The organism is Streptomyces sp. NPDC092952 (genome assembly GCF_044754785.1).
Lineage (GTDB): Bacteria > Actinomycetota > Actinomycetes > Streptomycetales > Streptomycetaceae > Streptomyces.
Genome location: NZ_JBIVPT010000002.1, coordinates 49,373 through 67,149, shown reverse-complemented (window position 1 = coordinate 67,149; position 17,777 = coordinate 49,373). Strand labels below are relative to the sequence as shown.

Below are 17,777 nucleotides of genomic sequence, written 5' to 3'. Positions count from 1 at the left end.
CCGCCCGCCCGGTCAACCGGGTTTACCGGGCCCCGGGGGCCGTCGCCGTCCCGCGCCGGGCCACCCGCAGCACCACCGACAGCACCACCGCGCCGACCACCCCCGCCACCGCGAGCAGGGCCAGCACCCAGGCGGGCGTCCCGGCCACGGTCAGCAGCCGGTCCTCGAAGATCTCGGTCCGGTACGGGGTGTCCGCGCCGGCCGCGCGCAGCTCGTGGTCGCCGTCGATCAGCTCCGGGCGGGGGAACGACTGCTCGATCGCGGTGAGGAACACCGGCCCGCCGCCCGTCAGCCCGGCGAGCGCGTCCGTGTCCGAGGACGCCGCCCGGGTGTCGACCCGGCCCGCGTACGTCACCTCCGGGGCGTCTCCGCCGATCCGGCCGCGCGGCTCCATCCGGTGCGCGGCGAGGACGTACAGCTCCAGCTGCTGCGGGTTCGCGGCGAGCTTCGACAGCCGCATGGGGTAGACCGGGCGGTCGCTCGCGAAGCGCAGCCGGAGCGGGTCGAGCGTGCCGCGGAGCGGTTCGGTACCGTCCCGGGGCGCGAGGCGGACCGCCACGTACTCCCACTTCCGGTCGACGTAGGGCTGCAGCGCCGTCGCCAGCCGGTCGGGCAGGTCGAAGCCGTTCTCCGTCAGCCAGGACCGGAGCGCCTCCGGGTCGTTCGCGGCCAGCCGCGCCACGTCGAAGGGGCCGAGCCGCTCGCGCCCCACCACCTCGACCGACGGCGCCCCGGGCAGCGGCGCGGCGGCCGAGTCCCCGGTGGCGCCGCCGAACGGCCAGTCGCGGTCCCGGGGCCAGAAGTAGTGCCTGGTCACATGGGCCGGTGCGGTGAGCCCGGACAGCTCGGAGAAGACCTCGGGGTCACCGAGCTCCACGGTCGCGCGGTGCGGAACCGGCATGATCCAGGCCGCCTCGGGGGCGTCCCCGCGCACCGTGAGCCGCATGACGATCTGCTCCGTCCGCCCGTCCCAGCCGACCACCGAGGTCTCCCGGTCGACCGCGACCCGGCTCTCCCGGCCCGGGACCATCGCCCCGCAGCCACAGGCGTACGCGGGTGCGATCAACGACCCCAGTTGCAGCGACACCAGCATCAGCAGCAGCGACAGCACCCGCACCGGCCACCCGCGCCGGTCGTCCCCGGCGCGCCCCCGGACGCCACCGTGCCCGTCATCCCGGACACCCCGCTTCACCCCTGTGCGGCGCATGGAATGCCCGCCTCCCCCGTGACCGGCCCCGGCCGACCGTGATCGACGAGGCATCGACGAAACACGGGGGAGGACGTGAGAACCCGCGTTCCGGTTCCGGGCGCCTGTGCGTGCGCGGATACGGGTGGTGGCGGCCGCGCGACCGTCCCGGCGGCCCGCCCGGCTCAGGCATTCGATCGACTTTCGGCTGAATGTCCGATCGAGGTGTGATGTCGGTCAAGTGGAGAGGGCGTGGATTACATCCGTCTCGTCGTGCAATGCGAAGGTTTCACCGATGTCCGGTCCGAGCGATGGGCACCGGAACGGCGGAACGGCGGAAGGTTCGGCGCGGCGTGGCGAATGCGGAACACAGGGTGCGCGGGGACGCGGCAGCGGGGAGCGGCGACCGGACGGGCGTGGTCAGGGCCGCGCTCTGGCTGGTGGCCGCCGTCCTGGCGGTCCGGCAGACGGCGACGGTGCTGGGGCGCCCGCCCGGGCAGCGGCTCACCGAACCGGAGACCTGGACCGGCCCCGGCGGCGTGCTGCGGATGACGGGCTCGCTGTACGACGGCGACCGGTTCACCGGCACCCCGTTCGCCGGTCTGGTGCTGAGGACGCCGGCCCGCGTCGCGGAACAGCACCTGGGCCTCGTCTGGACCTTCGGTTCCCTGCTGCTCGTCGCCGCGCTGGGCGTCGTCGCCGCCCGCGCGCTGCCGGGGCCGGTCTCCCGCCGTACCGCGCTGCTCGCCGCCCCCGTCGCGATCAGCCTGCTGATGGTCTCGCTGCCGGTCCGCACCGCGCTGCACCTGGGGCAGACCGGCGTCCTGCCGGTCCTCCTGGTGCTGCTGGGCTGCTTCGCCGTCCGGGGGGAGCACGCCCGCGGCGTCCTGATCGGGGTGGCGGCCGCGCTCCAGCCCACCGTGCTGCTCTTCGCCGTACTGCTCGGCCTCACCGGGCGGCGCCGGGCCGCGGCGACCGGCGGCCTCGCGTTCGCCGGCTGTACGGCGCTGGCCTGGGCCGTGCGGCCCGGCGACTCGTGGGCGTACTGGGTGCACCACGTCGCGGGCGCCGGTCTCGGCGGCGACGCGGCGGACCTCGCCAACCAGTCCCTGCACGGCGCGCTGCTCCGGTTCGGCCTCACCGGACCGGCGGAGGTCGCGCTCCTCCTCGTGCTGGCCGGGGCCGTCTGCGTCCTCGGGCTGCGCCGGGCCGTGCGGTACGCGCGCGACGGGCAGCTGCTCCTCGCCGTCGCGGTGACCGGCTGCGTGGCCGTGGCCGTCTCGCCGACGACCTGGCCGTACCAGCTGCTGTGGGTGCTGCTCGCGGTGGTCGGCCGGGTCGGGAAGCGGGCCGGTGACCGGCGGCTCTGGCCGGTGGTCGTGGTGCTGGTGCTCACCCTGCCGGGGACGATGCTGCTGCCGAACCTCGCGGTGCTCGTCCCCGTACGCGACAACGTGCCGCTGCTCGCCGCGCTCGCCGCGGCCTGCGCCGTGCCGTTCCTGCCGCGCGCCTCGCCGTACTGGCGCGACCCCGTCCCCACCGCGTACGCCGCACCCGCCCCGGCCCGCCGCTGGGCGCGGCGGGTGCTCAGCCGGCCCAACCTGCTGCTGGAACTCCTGCTGATCAGGGTCGTCTACTCGGCGTACGCCCAGGTCAGGCTCGCGGCGACGGCCGGACGCGACACCGCCGAGCGGCACGGGCGGCAGATCCACGCCGTCGAGCGGTGGCTGCACATCGACATCGAGCACTGGGCCAACCGCACCGTGGCGGGCATCGCCCCGCTGCGGGGCTTCTTCGACTTCTACTACACGACGTTCCACTTCATCGTGCCGCTGACGATCCTCGGGGTGCTGTACGTCCGCCGCCCCGCGGAGTACCGCTGGGCCCGCAGCACCATCGGCTTCGCCACCCTCGTCGCCCTCGTCGGCTTCTGGCTCTACCCGCTGGCCCCGCCGCGCCTGATGCCCGGCCTCGGCTTCGTCGACACCGTCCACGGCGTCCAGGACCTCGCGCGCCCCGACTACGGGAGTCTGACCGCCGTGACCAACCAGTACGCGGCGATGCCGTCGCTGCACTTCGGCTGGTCGCTCTGGTGCGGGGTGGTCGTGGTGCTGCTGGCGCCGAGGGGGTGGATGAAGGCGCTGGGGCTGCTGCACCCGCTCCTCACGGTCTGCGCGATCGTCGCCACCGCCAACCACTGGGTGCTGGACGCGGTGGGCGGGGCGGTCGTGGTGGGGCTCGGCTTCGCCCTCGCCCGGCTGCTGACCGGGGGACGGTGCCCGGACCCGGCGGCGGTCGTGCCCGGGGCGGCGAGGCCGTGGGAGGACCGGACGCGTCCGGCCGTGACCGTACCGGTGCCGAGGCCGCCGGACGGCGCACCGGCGCGGGGCCTCCGCAAGGGCTGACGGGCCGGGGAATGGCCGGAGGGGTGCCGGGACGCGCACATCGTCCCGGCACCCCTCCGGCGTGGATCGCCGCCCGACCAGCATCCGCCCACCGGCCCCGGCCCGCCACTCGAACGGATCAGACGCCTCCCAGCACCCAGGTGGCCAGCGAGAGCGTGGCCATGGAGACCACCGTCGAGGCCACCACGGCATCGCGGGCCACCCGGGTGTCCAGCCCGTACTGCTGGGCGTAGACGAAGGCGTTCTGGGCGGTCGGCAGCGCCGAGCAGAGCACCACGGCGAGCAGTTGGGGCCCCGGCAGCCCCAGCAGCGGGCCGCCGACGACGAAGGCGACCAGCGGCTGGAACACGGTCTTGAGCGCCACCGCCACCACGGTCTCGGCCCGCACCGGGCGGGGCCCGCCCGTGGCCGCGGCTTCCCCGTCGGCCGGGCGGGCGCACAGCGAGAGCCCCAGCGCGACCAGGGCCGTCGGCACGGCGGCGGAGCCGAGCAGTTCGAGGGAGTGGGCGAGCGGGTGCGGCAGCCGCACCCCGAGGAGAGCGACGGCCAGCCCCAGCAGCGACGCCAGGATGATCGGGTTGCGGACCGGCATCGTCAGCATCCGCCGCACCACGGCACCCCGCCCGGAAGCCGCCCCGGCCCCCGCACCAGCAGGTCCGGAGCCCGCCCCGGCCCCCGTGCCGGAGTCCAGCAGGGTCAGGACCACCGGCGAGACCAGCAGCACCTGGAACAGGATGATCTGGGCGACGAACGAGGCGTCCCCGAGCACCTGGACGGCCACCGGGATGCCGAGATTGGCCGAGTTCACGTATCCCGACACCATGCCGCCGATCGCCCGGTCCGCCCTGCCCCGCCCGAACAGCCGCCCGGACAGCAGGAATCCGAGCCCGCAGACCAGCGCGGTGCCCGCCGCGAAGGCCACCATCGACGGGTTGGCGAAGGATCCCGGACGCGCCCTCGACACCATGGTGAACAGGGCGGCGGGCATGGCCACATGGAAGACGAACCGGCCGAGGACCGCCTCCGCGCCGGCCCCGAGCAGCCCGCCGCGCCCGACCCCGTACCCGATCGCGGTGAGCATCCAGATCGGGGCGAAGGCGGAGAGCAGGGCGGACATGCCCGCCATGATCCTCGCGCCGGTGTGCGCCCGGCGCACGGGGGTTGGCCCGTGCGCCGGGGGACGTCAGCTTCCCGTGGAACCCGTGGTGACCCGGAGTTCCTTGATCCCGTTGAGCCACGCCGAGCGCAGCCGCCGCGGGTCACCGGTCTGCCGCAGGTCCGGCAGCACGTCCGCGATCGCGTTGAAGATCAGGTTGATCTCCATCACGGCGAGGGACTTGCCGAGGCAGAAGTGCGGACCGCCGCCGCCGAACCCGAGGTGCGGGTTGGGGTCGCGGGTGATGTCGAAGGTCTCCGGGTGCTCGAAGACCTCGGGGTCGTTGTTGGCCGAGGAGTAGAACAGCCCGACCCGGTCGCCCTTCTTGATCCGTTGGCCGCCCAGCTCGGTGTCCTGGGTGGCGGTCCGCTGGAAGGAGACCACCGGGGTCGCCCAGCGGACGATCTCCTCGGCGGTCGTCTCCGGGCGTTCCCGCTTGTACAGTTCCCACTGGTCGGGGTGGGTGAGGAAGGCGTGCATGCCGTGGCTGATGGCGTTGCGGGTGGTCTCGTTGCCCGCGACGGCGAGCAGGATCACGAAGAAGCCGAACTCGTCGGAGGAGAGGTTGCCCTCGCCCTCCGCCGCGACCAGCTGGGAGACGATGTCCTTGGCCGGGCACTCCTTGCGGGCGGCCGCCAGGTTCATCGCGTACGACACTATTTCCATGGCCGCCTCGGTGCCGACCTCCTCCGTGATCGCGTACTCGGGATCGTCGTACGCGGCCATCTTGTTGGACCAGTCGAAGATCTTGGACCGGTCCTCCTGCGGTACGCCGATGAGCTCCGCGATGGCCTGGAGCGGCAGTTCGACCGCGATGTTGGTGACGAAGTCGAAGGATCCGTCGTCGGCGGCGGAGGCGCGCGCGGTGTCGACGATGGAGCGGGCCCGTGAGCGCAGTGCCTGTTCCAGCGAGCGCACCGCCCGGGGCGTGAAGCCGCGCTGGACGATCTGCCGGACCCGGGTGTGCTCGGGCGGGTCCATGTTCAGCATGATCAGTTTCTGGACGTCGATCTGGTCCCGGCTGATCGATTCGTTGAAGCGGATGACCGCCGTGTTGATGTGCGAGGAGAACAGCTCCGGGTGCGTGGAGACGTACTTGACGTCCGCGTGCCGGGTGACGGCCCAGTAGCCCGCGTCGTCGAAACCGGAGATGCCGGTCGGCTGGGTGCACCACCAGACCGGCGCGGTCTGCCGCATCTGAGCGAACTCCGGGTGCGGAATACGGGATTGGAGCAGATCGGGGTCGGTGAAGTCGAACCCTTCGGGCAGATGGGGGCAGGACATCGGCAGCTCCAGGTCGGTCCGAGGGCCGTCCGGACGCTGCCTGACGACCCATCAGAAGTTGACGGAAAGGTAGTAACGAGTTCTACAACTGGCAAGACCGGCGGTCCGATCTGTTGCGTGAAGAGTCGGTGGGGCCGGTGCGGAGCGGGCGCGAGGTCCGTGCAGCACTCTTGCGTACCGTGGGTAAGCCTCATAAGACTGCTTGCATAACTAGAACGCGTTCCATCCGCGGGCGCCGGGACGCCCCTGCGGAAGTGCGAGGAGAGGACGAGCTCATGGCCGCGGAACCCGTCATCGTCGAAGCCGTACGCACCCCCATCGGAAAGCGCGGAGGCGCGCTCGCCAATCTGCATCCCGGCTATCTGCTGGGCGAGACCTACCGAGAACTCCTCGGCCGTACCGGGATCCACGCCGACTGCGTCGAGCAGATCGTCGGCGGCACGGTCACCCACGCCGGGGAACAGTCCATGAACCCGGCCCGCAACGCCTGGCTGGCCGTGGGCCTGCCGTACGAGACCGCCGCCACCACCGTGGACTGCCAGTGCGGCTCCTCGCAGCAGGCGTCCCACATGGTGGCCAACATGGTCGCGGCCGGGGTCATCGACGTCGGCATCAGCTGCGGCGTCGAGGCCATGTCGCGGGTGCCGCTGGGCAGCGGCTCCAAGCACGGACCGGGCAAGCCCTGGCCCGACGAGTGGAACGTGGACCTGCCCAACCAGTTCGAGGCGGCCGAGCGCATCGCCCGTAAACGCGGGCTGACCAGGGAGAACGTCGACTCCTTCGGGCTCGTCTCGCAGGAGCGGGCCGCCGTCGCCTGGGCCGAGGAGCGCTTCAAACGGGAGACGTACGCCGTCCAGGTGCCGACCACCGAGGAGGAGCAGGCGGCCGGACACGGCATGTGGCGCCTGGTCGACCGGGACGAGGGGCTGCGCGACACCACCATGGAGGGGCTCGGCCGGCTCAAGCCGGTCATGCCCACCGCCGTCCACACTGCGGGCAACTCCTCGCAGATCTCCGACGGCGCCTGCGCGATCATGTGGGCGTCCAAGCGGATGGCGCGGGCGCTCAAGCTCAAGCCGCGCGCCCGGATCGTCGCCCAGGCCCTGGTCGGCTCGGACCCGCACTTCCATCTCGACGGGCCGATCGACGCGACCCGCGCGGTGCTCGGCAAGGCCGGCATGTCGCTCAAGGACATCGACCTCGTCGAGATCAACGAGGCCTTCGCCTCGGTGGTGTTGAGCTGGGCCCAGGTCTTCGGGCAGGACCTCGAAAAGGTCAACGTCAACGGCGGCGCCATCGCGCTGGGCCACCCGGTGGGTGCCACCGGGGCCCGGCTCATCACCACCGCCCTGCACGAACTGGAGCGCCGGGACAAGGAGTTCGCCCTGATCACGATGTGCGCGGGCGGTGCGCTGGCGACCGGGACGATCATCCAGCGGCTCTGACGCGGTCGGGGCGGCCCCCGCCCGGGGGTGGTGCCAGGTGCACCCCGGGGCGGGTGTCCAGGCCGATGTCGGCGCGGTCCGCCGCCTCGTAGCGTCGTGGCCATGGACAACGACAACATCCGCCGTACGCAGGTCACTTCGCGCGGACGGAACGGAAATCGACGCGGTGCCCGCCGGACCGCCGCGGCCGCCGCGGCCCTGCTCCTCGCCGCCCTGGGCACCGCGCCGGCCCTCGCCCAGCAGCCCGCCGGAGCCACCGGGACCGCCGTGGTCTCCTCCGCGCCCGGGGCCGGGGCCAGGGGCACCCTCCTGGGCGTCACCCCGGTCTCCGACCTCGACCGCGCGGACGTCGTCCGCTTCCTCGCCCGGACCGGCATGGACACCGGCACCGTCCGCCACGGACTGCGCGGCTACCGCCTCACCTACCGCACCGTCACCCCGCAGGGCGCCCCCACCACGGCGACCGGCCTCCTGGTCCTCCCCAAGGGCGGGCCGCACCGGCTCGACCTGGTCGCCGACACCCACGGCACCATGGCCCACCGCGACTACGCCCCCTCGGTCGGCGAGGACTTCGGGCGCATCGCCCCCTACCTCCACGCCTCCGCCGGCCGGGCCGTCGCCGCCCCCGACTACCTGGGCCTGGGCGAGGGCCCCGGCCGCCACCCGTACATGGACACCCGGTCCGCCGTCACCGCCTCGGTCGACATGCTGCGGGCCGCCCGCACCGCCGCCGGGCGGCTGGGGCGGCCGCTCACCGGCGACGTCTACGCCAGCGGCTTCTCCCAGGGCGGCCAGGTCGCGATGGCCCTCGGCCGGGCCCTCGACGGCGGCGCGGACCGGAACTTCCGGCTCCGGGCACTCGCCCCCGTGTCGGGCCCCTACGACATCGAGCACGCGGAGACCCCCGCCCTCCTCGACGGCGGGATCAACGACATCAGCGGCGTCTTCTACCTGTCGTACTACCTCACCGCGCAGAACCGGCTGCACCCGATCTACCGGGAGCCCGCCGAGGCGTTCCGCCAGCCGTACGCGGACATCGTGGAGGGACTCTTCGACGGCGAGCACACCGAGGAAGAGATCATCCCCGCGCTGCCCGCGACGGTGAAGGAGCTGCTCACCGACGACTTCTACCGCCGCCTCCAGCACCCCACCGGGGGCCTGCTGGCCGCCGCCCGCGCCCAGGACGGCAACTGCGCCTGGCGGCCCGGTGCCCCGGTCCGGCTCTACACCTCCGCCGGGGACACCGACGTGGTGATCGCCAACGCCCGGAACTGCGCCGCCGACCTGGCCGCCCGGGGCACCGACGCCCCGGTGATCGACCAGGGGACCACCGACCACACCGGTACGTATCTGACGTCGGGGCCGCAGATCGTCCGCTGGTTCGACGCGCTGGCCGCGCGCCGCTGAGCGGCCGCCGTCCCCGGCGCCGTCAGTACGGCACATGGGTGGGGAAGGTGGCGGTGGGGCTGAACAGTGCCGCGTACCCCTCCTCGTGGTGGTGACGGCGGTGCCGCCCGGTCCGGCCGGTCTCGGGGACCGGCGTCGCGGGCGTGAGCAGACCGTCGTTGGCGAGCTCCTGCACCCGCATCAGCAACGTCCGCACATCCAGGCCGAGTTCGGCCGCGACCGTGTGCAGATCGAGGCCGGACTCCCAGCTCCACAGCAGCACGGAGTCCATGCTCGACGACCAGGCGGCCGCGTTCACCGGCTCACCCTGCGCCGACTGCGGCACCGGTGACGCCTGGGGTGCCGGAGTCGGCTGGTGCGGTTGCGGCATCTGGGGCGTCACGGGGACGGGCGCGCGGGCATGGGCGGGGGCCGGGTTCAGCGCCGGGGTGCCGGCCGCCGCCGGGGGAGCGGCCGGCATCGGCGGAACCACGGGTGCCGGGGGGACGGCCACGGCGGGCGGCGGACCGGCCGGACGGGGCGCCGCCTCGTCCGGAGCCCCGCCCCCCGGCGCGGCGGCGGGCCCGCTCGGGGAAGGGCCCGCCGCCGGGGAGGACCGGCCCAGCAGCTTCTCTGCGAAGGACCGCGCCGTGCTGCGGCCGACCGTCCGTCGTGCTAATCGCACTTCGCGCTCGTTCAGCCCCATCAGGTCCGCGATCGATCCGTCGTCACCGACGGCCACGGCGAAGGCGGCCAGTGTCCTGCTCCGCTCCGCCCGCATCTCGTCCAGCAGTGCCTGGGCCCGGCGCATGCGCTCGTCACTGGCGCAGAAAGCTTCCGCCAGGACGCTGTTCCGTTCCCAGAAATCTCGTGGTTCCACGAGAGGGACAACGCGCCACGGCCGCCGGGGAACGGATGGCTGAGCCAAAAGCGCTCGAATGGACCAACGCGGTCGCACTGGTGCCGCCCATCGGACTTATGGGCCGGACGGGCGGGGTGCGGCCGGGCGCGATTCGGCCGGTGAGCGGCGCACGCCCGGGGCGCCCCGGGGGTGCTGGGCCCGCCGGACGGCGAACGGCGCGAGCAGACCGGTCACGGCGAACAGGGCGCCGACGACGTACCAGCCGGGGCGGCCCCAGGTGATGCAGAGCGGGATGAGCAGGGTCGGCCCGACGGCCTCGGACAGGCCCGCCCCCAGGCCGAAGACGCCGAGGTACTGACCGGTGGCGTGCTCCGGGGCCAGCGCGAAGGACACCTCGAACCCCGCCGCCGAGTGCCACAGTTCACCGATCGTATGGACCACCACCCCGGCCATGAGCAGGGTCACCGCGACCGGGGCCGACACCCCCGCGGCCAGCGGGATCAGTGCGCAGGAGACGAGGAAGGCCATGCCCGAGCGGCGGTAGGCGCGGGCGCCGGCCGGGGCGGAATCGATGCTCCGGCCCGCTCTCACCTGGAGGGCGACGACGAGGACGGTGTTGACGAGCATGGTGCCCGAGACGAGCCAGCGCGGGGCGGCGGTCGCCGTGACCAGCCAGAGCGGGACGGCCACGGTGAGCACCTTGAACTGGATGGCCATGATGCCGTCGAGCGCCGTGATCAGCAGGTACGGACGGTCCCGCAGGGCGGCCGGGCGAGGGCCCCCGGCGGCGGGCGCGGGCTCGACCGGCGGCAGGGGGAGCAGCAGGGCGGCGGAGGCGGCGAAGGAGAGCGCGTTGCCGACGACCAGGAGCTGGTACGCGGAGTGGGTGCCGACCTGCACGGCCCAGCCCGCCAGCAGGGCGCCCAGGGAGATGCCGGTGTTGGAGACCGCGCGGAGGTAGCCGCGGAACTCCTGGGGGCGGTCGCCCCCGTACCGCCGGACGAGCGGGGAGCGCGCGGCCAGTCCGGCCGCCTTCGCCGCCGTGGCGACGGACACGGCGAGGACGAACGGCCAGAAGCGGTCCGCCAGCAGGAATCCGGCGGTCGCCAGTGCCTGCACGACGAGGGTGGCCAGGTAGACGCCGCGCGCCCCGTACCGGTCCGCGAGATGGCCGACGAGGATGCCCGCGGCCAGCGAGAAGAGGCCCGCGACGGCGAGCCCGGCTCCCACCTGGCCGGCCGGAAGGCGGACCGCCTGGGTGAAGTAGAGGACCCCGGCGGTCAGATAGAGGCCGCTGCCGACGGTGTAGACGAAGTTGGACGCGGCGATGACGCGCCGGGGTCCGGCGGGCGGCAGTAATCCGGGCATGGCGGGGCTCCGCTCCCTGGCGAGCTTGTAATAGTCACTAGAGGCTAGCGCTCATTACTTGCGGGCGTAAGGGGGCAGCGGAACGACGGCCGGACGGGAAAAGCCCGCACCCCGTACCGGACTCGGTACGGGGTGCGGGCGGGGAGAGCCGGGGGACGGCTCAGTACCAGTGGTTGGCCTGCCAGAACGACCAGGCGGCGCACGGGCTGCCGTAGCGGGAGTTCATGTAGTCCAGGCCCCACTTGATCTGGGTCGTGGGGTTGGTCTGCCAGTCGGCACCGGCCGAGGCCATCTTCGAGCCGGGCAGGGCCTGCACCAGGCCGTAGGCGCCGGAGGAGGCGTTGGTCGCGGTGTGGTTCCAGCCACTCTCGTTCTGGACGATGTTGCTGAAGCACTGGTACTGCGCGGCGTCACCGATCATCGCCTGCGCCGTGGCCTGCGCTCCCGTCGCGACGGTGGTCGGCGCGGCCATGGCCGGGGTGACCCCGAGGGCCACACCGGTGGCACCGAGGAGGACCGCGGCGCCGGCGACGGCGGACGTGCGACGGGAGTTGCGGGGCTTGGCGAGGAGGTTACGGGCGAACGACACAGAGGAACCTAACGTCGGGTACGGGGGAAGTCGCGGACCGGTCCGGATCGTGCGGGTGGACCGGGCTTCGTCGACCGGGGTCCGATCGGGCGGACCCTGCGGTGCTCGGCGACTCATCCAGTGATAGCGAGGCGGCTGCCCCGCCGCAACGACCCCCGGTACGAGCCCGCCTCGCACCCGGGGCCGCACGGCCCGCCGCCCGCCCGCCCCGTCCCCGGGCCGTCGTCGCAGGTCGCGGCCGGTGCGCGACCGGGCCGTCCGGTCCCGCCGCCGCCACTAACCCCGGTAGTGGAGGACGAAGGTCCTGTGGGAGCCCTCACGCGCCGGGAGCGTCGAATGTGACCCGGGCCTCGAAGTTGGCCCGCCTGGTCGCCCGCCGCAGCGCCTTCAGCAGTGCCGGGCCGACGGCCAGCGTCAGCACCGCCGTCAGCACCGCGCGGCCCAGGTCCCAGCCGAGCGAGGTCGCCAGGCAGTACGCCAGGAACCGGACCAGGTTCTCCGCCAGCGGATCGCCCGCGTGGAAGGAGACCCCCGACCCCGTCGGCGGCACCGTCACCCAGCCGAACAGGTTCATCACCGTGCCGTACGCGAACGACGCCGCGAACCCGTACCCCGCCAGCAGCAGCGCCTCGGCCCGCCCGCGCAGCCGGTCCGCGCCGGGCAGCAGCCCCGCGCCCATCGAGAACCAGCCCATCGACAGCATCTGGAACGGCATCCACGGCCCCACCCCGCCGGTGAGCAGCGCGGAGGCGAACATCGTCACCGAGCCCAGCACGAAACCGAAGCCCGGCCCGAGGACCCGACCGCTCAGCACCATCAGGAAGAACATCGGCTCCAGCCCCGCCGTGCCCGCCCCCAGCGGCCGCAGCGCCGCCCCGACGGCGGCCAGCACCCCCAGCATCGCCACCGCCTTGGCGTCCAGACCCGAGTCGGCGATCATCGCCACCACCACGCCGATCAGCAGCGGCAGCAGCGCGGCGAACAGCCACGGAGCGTCCTGCGCGTGCGCCGGACCGATCCCGGGCCCGGCCAGCAGCGGCCAGCCGAACGCGACCACCCCGATCGCGCTGACCAGGACGAGCGCGGCGACGGCCCGCGGCCCCAGCCGCACCGGCCGCGCCCGGCGCACCACCGGCTCCGCCCGCCGCCCGGTCACGACGGCTCTCCCAGCGCGGTACGCACCTGCGACACGGTCAGCCACTCCTGCGGGGCGAGGATCTTCGAGATCTGGGGGGCGAACGCCGGGGACGAGACCACGACCTTCCGGGTCTCCCCGTCCGCGACGACCTCCCCGTCGGCCAGGATCACCACCCGGTGCGCCAGTTCCGCCGCCAGCTCCACGTCATGGGTGGCCAGCACGATCGCGTGCCCCTCGGCCGCCAACTCGCGGACCACCCCGACCAGCCGGGCCTTCGCCGCGTAGTCCAGGCCCCGGGTCGGCTCGTCCAGCAGCAGCAACGGGGGCCGTGCGGTCAGCACGACCGCCAGGGCCAGCGCCAGCCGCTGCCCCTCGGAGAGATCACGGGGATGGGTCCCGTCCGGCACGTCCGGCAGCAGCGCGGAGACCAGGGCCCGGCAGCTGCCCGGCGCGGCGCCCGCGTCGCGGTCCGCCGCGGCGCACTCCGCGCCCACGGTGTCCGCGTACAGCAGATCGCGCGGCTCCTGCGGGACCAGCCCGACCCGGCGCACCATCGCGCGCGGGTCGGTACGGTGCGGGGCCCGGCCGCCGACCAGGACGGTGCCGGAGGTGGGCTCGACCATGCCGACGAGCGCGGACAGCAGGGTGGACTTGCCCGCCCCGTTCCGCCCCATCAGTGCCACGGTCTCGCCCGGCGCCACCGTCAACGACACCTGGCGCAGCGCCTCCACCCGGCCGCGCCGCACCCCGAGCCGCTCCACCCGCGCCGCGACCTCGGCGGCCGGCTCCCCGACCGCGTCCCCGGCCCGCACACCGCGCCCCAGCAGCCGGGCCAGCGCACCCCGCCGCACCGGCGCGGCGGCGAGCGGCGACGGCGCCGCCACGGCCACCGGCCCCGGGGCGGGCGGCGCCACGTCGGCGAGCCGCTCCCGCAGCCCGCCCGCCCGGCGCCGCGCGTCACGCACCGAGAGCGGCAACGGCTCCCACCCCGCCAGCCGGCCCAGCGCCACCACCGGCGGGTGCACCGGCGAGAGCGCCATCACGTCCGCGGGCGCGCCCATCACCGGAGCGGCGCCCCGCGAGGGCAGCAGCACGACCTGGTCCGCGTACTGCACCACCCGTTCCAGCCGGTGCTCCGCCATCAGGACCGTCGTCCCCAGGTCGTGCACCAGCCGTTGCAGCACCGACAGCACCTCCTCGGCCGCCGCCGGGTCCAGCGCGGACGTCGGCTCGTCGAGGACCAGCACCTTGGGGTGCGGGGTGAGCACCGAACCGATCGCGACCCGCTGCTGCTGACCGCCGGAGAGCGTGGCGATCGGCCGGTCGCGCAGCTCGGCCAGGCCCAGCAGGTCCAGGGTCTCCTCGACCCGCCGCCGCATCACGTCCGGGGCCAGGCCCAGCGACTCCATGCCGTACGCCAGCTCGTCCTCGACCGTGTCGGTGACGAAGTGGGAGAGCGGGTCCTGGCCCACCGTGCCCACCAGATCGGCCAGCTCGCGCGGCCGGTGGGTACGGGTGTCGCGCCCGTCGACCGTGACCCGGCCGCCCAGCGTGCCGCCGGTGAAATGCGGCACCAGCCCGCTCACCGCACCCAGCAGAGTCGACTTGCCGACACCGGACGGGCCGACCAGCAGCACCAGCTCACCCTCCGGGACGGTCAGATCGACCCCCGACAGCGTGGCGTGCTCCGCCTCTTCGTAACGTACCGAGACCTGCTCGAACCGGATCACCGCAACTCCTTGGAACGCGGGCCGCCCACCACCGGCGGGGCCGGGGCCACCACCGCGGGCGCCAGCCCGATCAGCACCGCCGCGGCGGGCCACAGGGGCAGCACCGGCGCGACCAGCGGCACCACACCCGGGTGCAGCGCCTCCCCGTCGACGGCGCCCGCCCAGATCATCGACACCGCCACCACGACCCCCGAACCCGCCACCAGCCAGGCCCGCGCCCCCCACCGGTCGGGCCGGTAGCGGGTACGGACCGAACGGGCCCCGCCGAGCCGCAGCCCGGCCATCGCCGCGACCAGCCCGACGGCCACCAGCGGCAGCCCGTACACCGCGCCCTCGGCGGCCAGCAGCCCGTACGTACCGGCGCAGACCCCCAGCAGCCCGCCGAGGGTCAGGACGTTCGTGGTGTGCCGGACGGCGCGCGGCACCCGGGCGGTGCGCCCGTACCCGCGCGCGTCCATCGACGCCGCCAGCGCCACCGACCGCTCCAGCGCGCCCTCCAGCACCGGCAGCCCGATCTGGAGGACCGCCTTGATCCCCCCGGTCGGACGGCCCCGCAGCCGCCGGGCGGTCCGCAGCCGCAGCACGTCGGCGACCATGTTCGGCGCGAAGGTCATCGCGACGACCACCGCCACCCCCGCCTCGTACAGCGCGCCCGGCAGCGACTTCAGCAGCCGGGCCGGGTTGGCCAGCGAGTTCGCCGCCCCGACGCAGATCAGCAGCGCGGCCAGCTTCGCCCCGTCGTACAGGGCGAACACCAGCTGCTCCACGCTGACCCGGCCGCCGAGCCGGATGCCCTGCGCCCAGTCGGGCAGCGGCACCTCGGGGAGGGTGAACAGCACATGCGTACCGGGGATCGGCGAACCGAGGAAGGCCGAGAACACCAGCCGCACCCCGATGACGAACAGCCCGATCCGCACGAACGTCCCGTACGAACGGGCCCACGGCGCGTCCGTACGGCGCACCGCCACGACGTAACCGGCCACCCCGACCAGCAGCCCGAGCAGCAGGGGATTGGTGGTCCGGGACGCGGCGGTGGCCAGGCCCAGCGCCCACAGCCACCACGCCCCGGCGGGCAGCGCGTTGCTCCGGGTCGCCTCGGGGGCGCGCAGCGGGCCGCGACGGGTCAGGAGCGTGCCGCCGCCGGTGGGGGCGGCGGTCATCCGCGGCGGCGGCGGGCCTGGACGACCCCGGCGACGCCGAGGAGGAGCACGGCGCCGACACCGGCGTACACCCCGGCGGACGGGCCGCCGGAGCCGTCCGGGCCGTCGGCCTCCGGACGGGGGGAGGCCGGGGCGGAGGCGGCGTCACCGGAGGAGGCCGGGGCGGAGTGCCCGTCGCCGGAGACCTGCTCGCCGCAGCCCGTGGCCGGGTAGCCGGTGACGCCGCAGAGCATCCCGTTGCTGTCGTAGCGCAGGGGCTGGGCGACCTTGGCGAGGGCCTCGGCGGCGCTGGCGTCGGGGGCGACCCGCGCGCAGGCGGCGCGCGGTGCGGGCGGGTTCGCACCGCCCGGGGCGTCGGCGGCCGTGCCCGGGTCGATGACCACCGCGACGCGCTTGGTGCCGGAGGCGGCCGGGGTGTCCCCGCAGATCTCCGCGAAGACGGGGGCGCGGCGCGGCTTCGCCGCGTTCTGCGAGTCCTCGCTCACCGCGAACCGGAAGCCCCGCACCTCCCCGTCGTCGGGCCGCTCCAGCGACGGGCCCTGGGTGGCGTACGTCCAGCCGGAGCCGGACCCCTCCCAGAACGACCAGTAGCGGTAACCGGCCGCCTGGGCCGGGGCCGCGCCGGCCGCGGCCAGCAGGACGCCGAGGACCAGCGCCACGGCGGCGCTCCCCGCGCGCCTCACGACTGCTGGTTCTTCCGCCGGCCGCTGATCAGGAAGAACGCGCCCGCCGCGACGACCAGCCCGATGCCGATGTACCACCACACGCCGCCGATCACGTCGTCGCCGCTGTGCACCTGGTCCTTCTCCGTGGAGACGTAACCGGTGTCGGCGGACGGGTCGGGGGTGACGATGGAGGCGGGGGCGGGGCCGGTCGCGTTCAGCCGGGCGACGAGGTCGACACCGCCGAAGTCGCGGGCGTCGTCGCCGGTCGAGTGGGCGGCCAGGATCAGCTGGGCATAGGCGGCCGGGCCGCCCTGCGCGGCCCAGTCCGCGGAGTTCTTCTTCAGCCAGGCGACCGCCCCGGCGGCCTTGTCCCGGTGGCCGGAGGCGGAGAGCGCGACGACCGCGTCCGCGGTGTTGCCGACGTCGGGCAGCGGGGTGGTGTCGTCGGATCCGGGCATCGGCGGCTGGTCCAGGTGGCCGGTCTTCGCGAGGGCGCCGACGAGGTAGTGGGCGCCGTTCTGCGCGGCCTGCTCGGGCGTGCGCACGGCACCGGGGCGGCAGGCGGGCGCCTTGCCCGGGGCGTTGTTCCCGACCGCCAGGGCCTTGCCCATGGAGCCGAGCACGGCGGCCGCGGTGGCGTCCGCGTTCGCGACGAGCTTCCCCTTCTTGTCCGGCTGGTACGCGAAGGCGCCGCCGGCCTCGTCGCCGGCCGCGTCCTTGCCGCCGCACGGGATGGCCAGCGCGAGCAGCGGGTCGTAGGGCGTCTTCCCGTCCGGGGTCGTGATCTCGGCCAGCCGCTGCCCCTGCCGGGCGAGGGCGCCGATCACCAGCGAGGTGGAGTTGGCGTCGCTGGGCGCGCCCGCCGTGTAGCCCCAGCCGCCGTCCTTGTTCTGCACGGACTTCAGCCAGCGCACCCCGTTGTTCACGATGTCCCCGTGGCCGCCGACCTCGACCAGCGCCTGGGTGGCGGCGGCGGTGGCGTTGGTGTCCCGCACCGTCTTGTCGTCGCACGGCACGGAGGTGTCGGGCCGGTAGGCGGCGTACGAACCGTCGGCGCACTGCTGGCCGATCAGCCACTCCACCGGCTTCGCGGCCGGGGTGACCCCTTCGAGCTTCTGCGCCAGGAAGGACAGCGACTGCCGCCACACCCCGTCGTACGTGGGGTCCTTCGTGCCGTACAGCCCGGCGGGCAGGGCGGCGGACGGCGAGGGCGTCGGGGACGGTGCGGCGACCGCGGCCGGCGCGGCGGCCGAGCAGAGCACGGCGGCGGTGGCGGCGAGCGTCGCTGCGCTGCGGCGTACGGTCATGACGGGCGGGTGCCTCTCCTGCGGGGTGGACCGGGCAGGCACGCTCAGGCACCAGGCTCCGGCTCCGTATACCTCGACGGTGCCGACCACCGGGGG

At 74.5% G+C, this 17,777-nt stretch carries 14 protein-coding genes; 3 read left to right on the top strand and 11 right to left on the bottom strand.

What is annotated here, in order from left to right:
- Positions 1 to 22: 22 nt before the first annotated feature.
- A complete protein-coding gene (locus tag ACIQGQ_RS04280) occupies positions 23 to 1,093 on the bottom strand; it encodes a DUF2330 domain-containing protein (RefSeq protein WP_402391940.1) in 1,071 nt (356 codons plus the stop codon).
- 404 nt (positions 1,094 to 1,497) lie between these two features.
- Between ACIQGQ_RS04280 and ACIQGQ_RS04275 the strand changes: the two genes are divergently transcribed.
- Positions 1,498 to 3,591 (top strand): bifunctional glycosyltransferase 87/phosphatase PAP2 family protein, encoded by a 2,094-nt coding sequence (locus tag ACIQGQ_RS04275; protein WP_402390463.1) that lies wholly within the window; start codon positions 1,498 to 1,500, stop codon positions 3,589 to 3,591.
- A 118-nt stretch (positions 3,592 to 3,709) separates the two neighbouring features.
- Here the strand turns inward: ACIQGQ_RS04275 and ACIQGQ_RS04270 are convergent, their stop codons facing one another.
- Together ACIQGQ_RS04270 and ACIQGQ_RS04265 are read right to left on the bottom strand one after the other, a co-directional pair.
- A complete protein-coding gene (locus ACIQGQ_RS04270) occupies positions 3,710 to 4,708 on the bottom strand; it encodes an AEC family transporter (protein WP_402390460.1) in 999 nt (332 codons plus the stop codon).
- A gap of 66 nt (positions 4,709 to 4,774) precedes the next feature.
- The gene (locus tag ACIQGQ_RS04265; protein WP_402390457.1) at positions 4,775 to 6,031 is read right to left on the bottom strand and encodes a cytochrome P450; all 1,257 of its coding nucleotides are present in this window, start codon (positions 6,029 to 6,031) and stop codon (positions 4,775 to 4,777) included.
- A 275-nt stretch (positions 6,032 to 6,306) separates the two neighbouring features.
- Here ACIQGQ_RS04265 and ACIQGQ_RS04260 point away from each other — a divergent pair, with 275 nt between their 5' ends.
- Complete coding sequence (locus ACIQGQ_RS04260; RefSeq protein WP_402390454.1) at positions 6,307 to 7,476, top strand: steroid 3-ketoacyl-CoA thiolase; 1,170 nt, start codon at positions 6,307 to 6,309, stop codon at positions 7,474 to 7,476.
- 102 nt (positions 7,477 to 7,578) lie between these two features.
- Positions 7,579 to 8,883 carry an alpha/beta hydrolase gene (locus ACIQGQ_RS04255; protein WP_402390452.1) on the top strand — a complete coding sequence of 435 codons (1,305 nt, stop codon included), beginning with the start codon at positions 7,579 to 7,581 and terminating at the stop codon, positions 8,881 to 8,883.
- Between the two features lie 22 nt (positions 8,884 to 8,905).
- Here ACIQGQ_RS04255 and ACIQGQ_RS04250 read toward each other — a convergent pair whose 3' ends face one another.
- From ACIQGQ_RS04250 to ACIQGQ_RS04215, 8 genes are all read right to left on the bottom strand, one after another.
- Positions 8,906 to 9,742: a hypothetical protein gene (locus tag ACIQGQ_RS04250; RefSeq protein ID WP_402390449.1), complete on the bottom strand. Its 837-nt coding sequence runs from the start codon at positions 9,740 to 9,742 to the stop codon at positions 8,906 to 8,908.
- 96 nt (positions 9,743 to 9,838) lie between these two features.
- The gene (locus tag ACIQGQ_RS04245) at positions 9,839 to 11,092 is read right to left on the bottom strand and encodes an MFS transporter (RefSeq protein ID WP_402390446.1); all 1,254 of its coding nucleotides are present in this window, start codon (positions 11,090 to 11,092) and stop codon (positions 9,839 to 9,841) included.
- Positions 11,093 to 11,252: 160 nt separating this feature from the next.
- On the bottom strand, positions 11,253 to 11,681 hold the full coding sequence (locus ACIQGQ_RS04240) for a transglycosylase SLT domain-containing protein (RefSeq protein ID WP_366296647.1): 429 nt from the start codon (positions 11,679 to 11,681) through the stop codon (positions 11,253 to 11,255).
- Positions 11,682 to 11,997: 316 nt separating this feature from the next.
- On the bottom strand, positions 11,998 to 12,837 hold the full coding sequence (locus ACIQGQ_RS04235) for an ECF transporter S component (RefSeq protein ID WP_402390444.1): 840 nt from the start codon (positions 12,835 to 12,837) through the stop codon (positions 11,998 to 12,000).
- Positions 12,834 to 14,549 (bottom strand): ABC transporter ATP-binding protein, encoded by a 1,716-nt coding sequence (locus ACIQGQ_RS04230; RefSeq protein ID WP_402390441.1) that lies wholly within the window; start codon positions 14,547 to 14,549, stop codon positions 12,834 to 12,836. The genes ACIQGQ_RS04235 and ACIQGQ_RS04230 overlap by 4 nt, the downstream gene beginning before the upstream one ends.
- The gene (locus ACIQGQ_RS04225; protein ID WP_402390438.1) at positions 14,546 to 15,709 is read right to left on the bottom strand and encodes an energy-coupling factor transporter transmembrane protein EcfT; all 1,164 of its coding nucleotides are present in this window, start codon (positions 15,707 to 15,709) and stop codon (positions 14,546 to 14,548) included. Before ACIQGQ_RS04225 ends, ACIQGQ_RS04230 begins: the two co-directional genes overlap by 4 nt.
- Positions 15,706 to 16,392 carry an SCO2322 family protein gene (locus tag ACIQGQ_RS04220; RefSeq protein WP_402390435.1) on the bottom strand — a complete coding sequence of 229 codons (687 nt, stop codon included), beginning with the start codon at positions 16,390 to 16,392 and terminating at the stop codon, positions 15,706 to 15,708. Before ACIQGQ_RS04220 ends, ACIQGQ_RS04225 begins: the two co-directional genes overlap by 4 nt.
- Complete coding sequence (locus ACIQGQ_RS04215) at positions 16,389 to 17,681, bottom strand: prenyltransferase/squalene oxidase repeat-containing protein (protein WP_402390433.1); 1,293 nt, start codon at positions 17,679 to 17,681, stop codon at positions 16,389 to 16,391. Before ACIQGQ_RS04215 ends, ACIQGQ_RS04220 begins: the two co-directional genes overlap by 4 nt.
- Between the last annotated feature and the right edge of the window lie 96 nt (positions 17,682 to 17,777).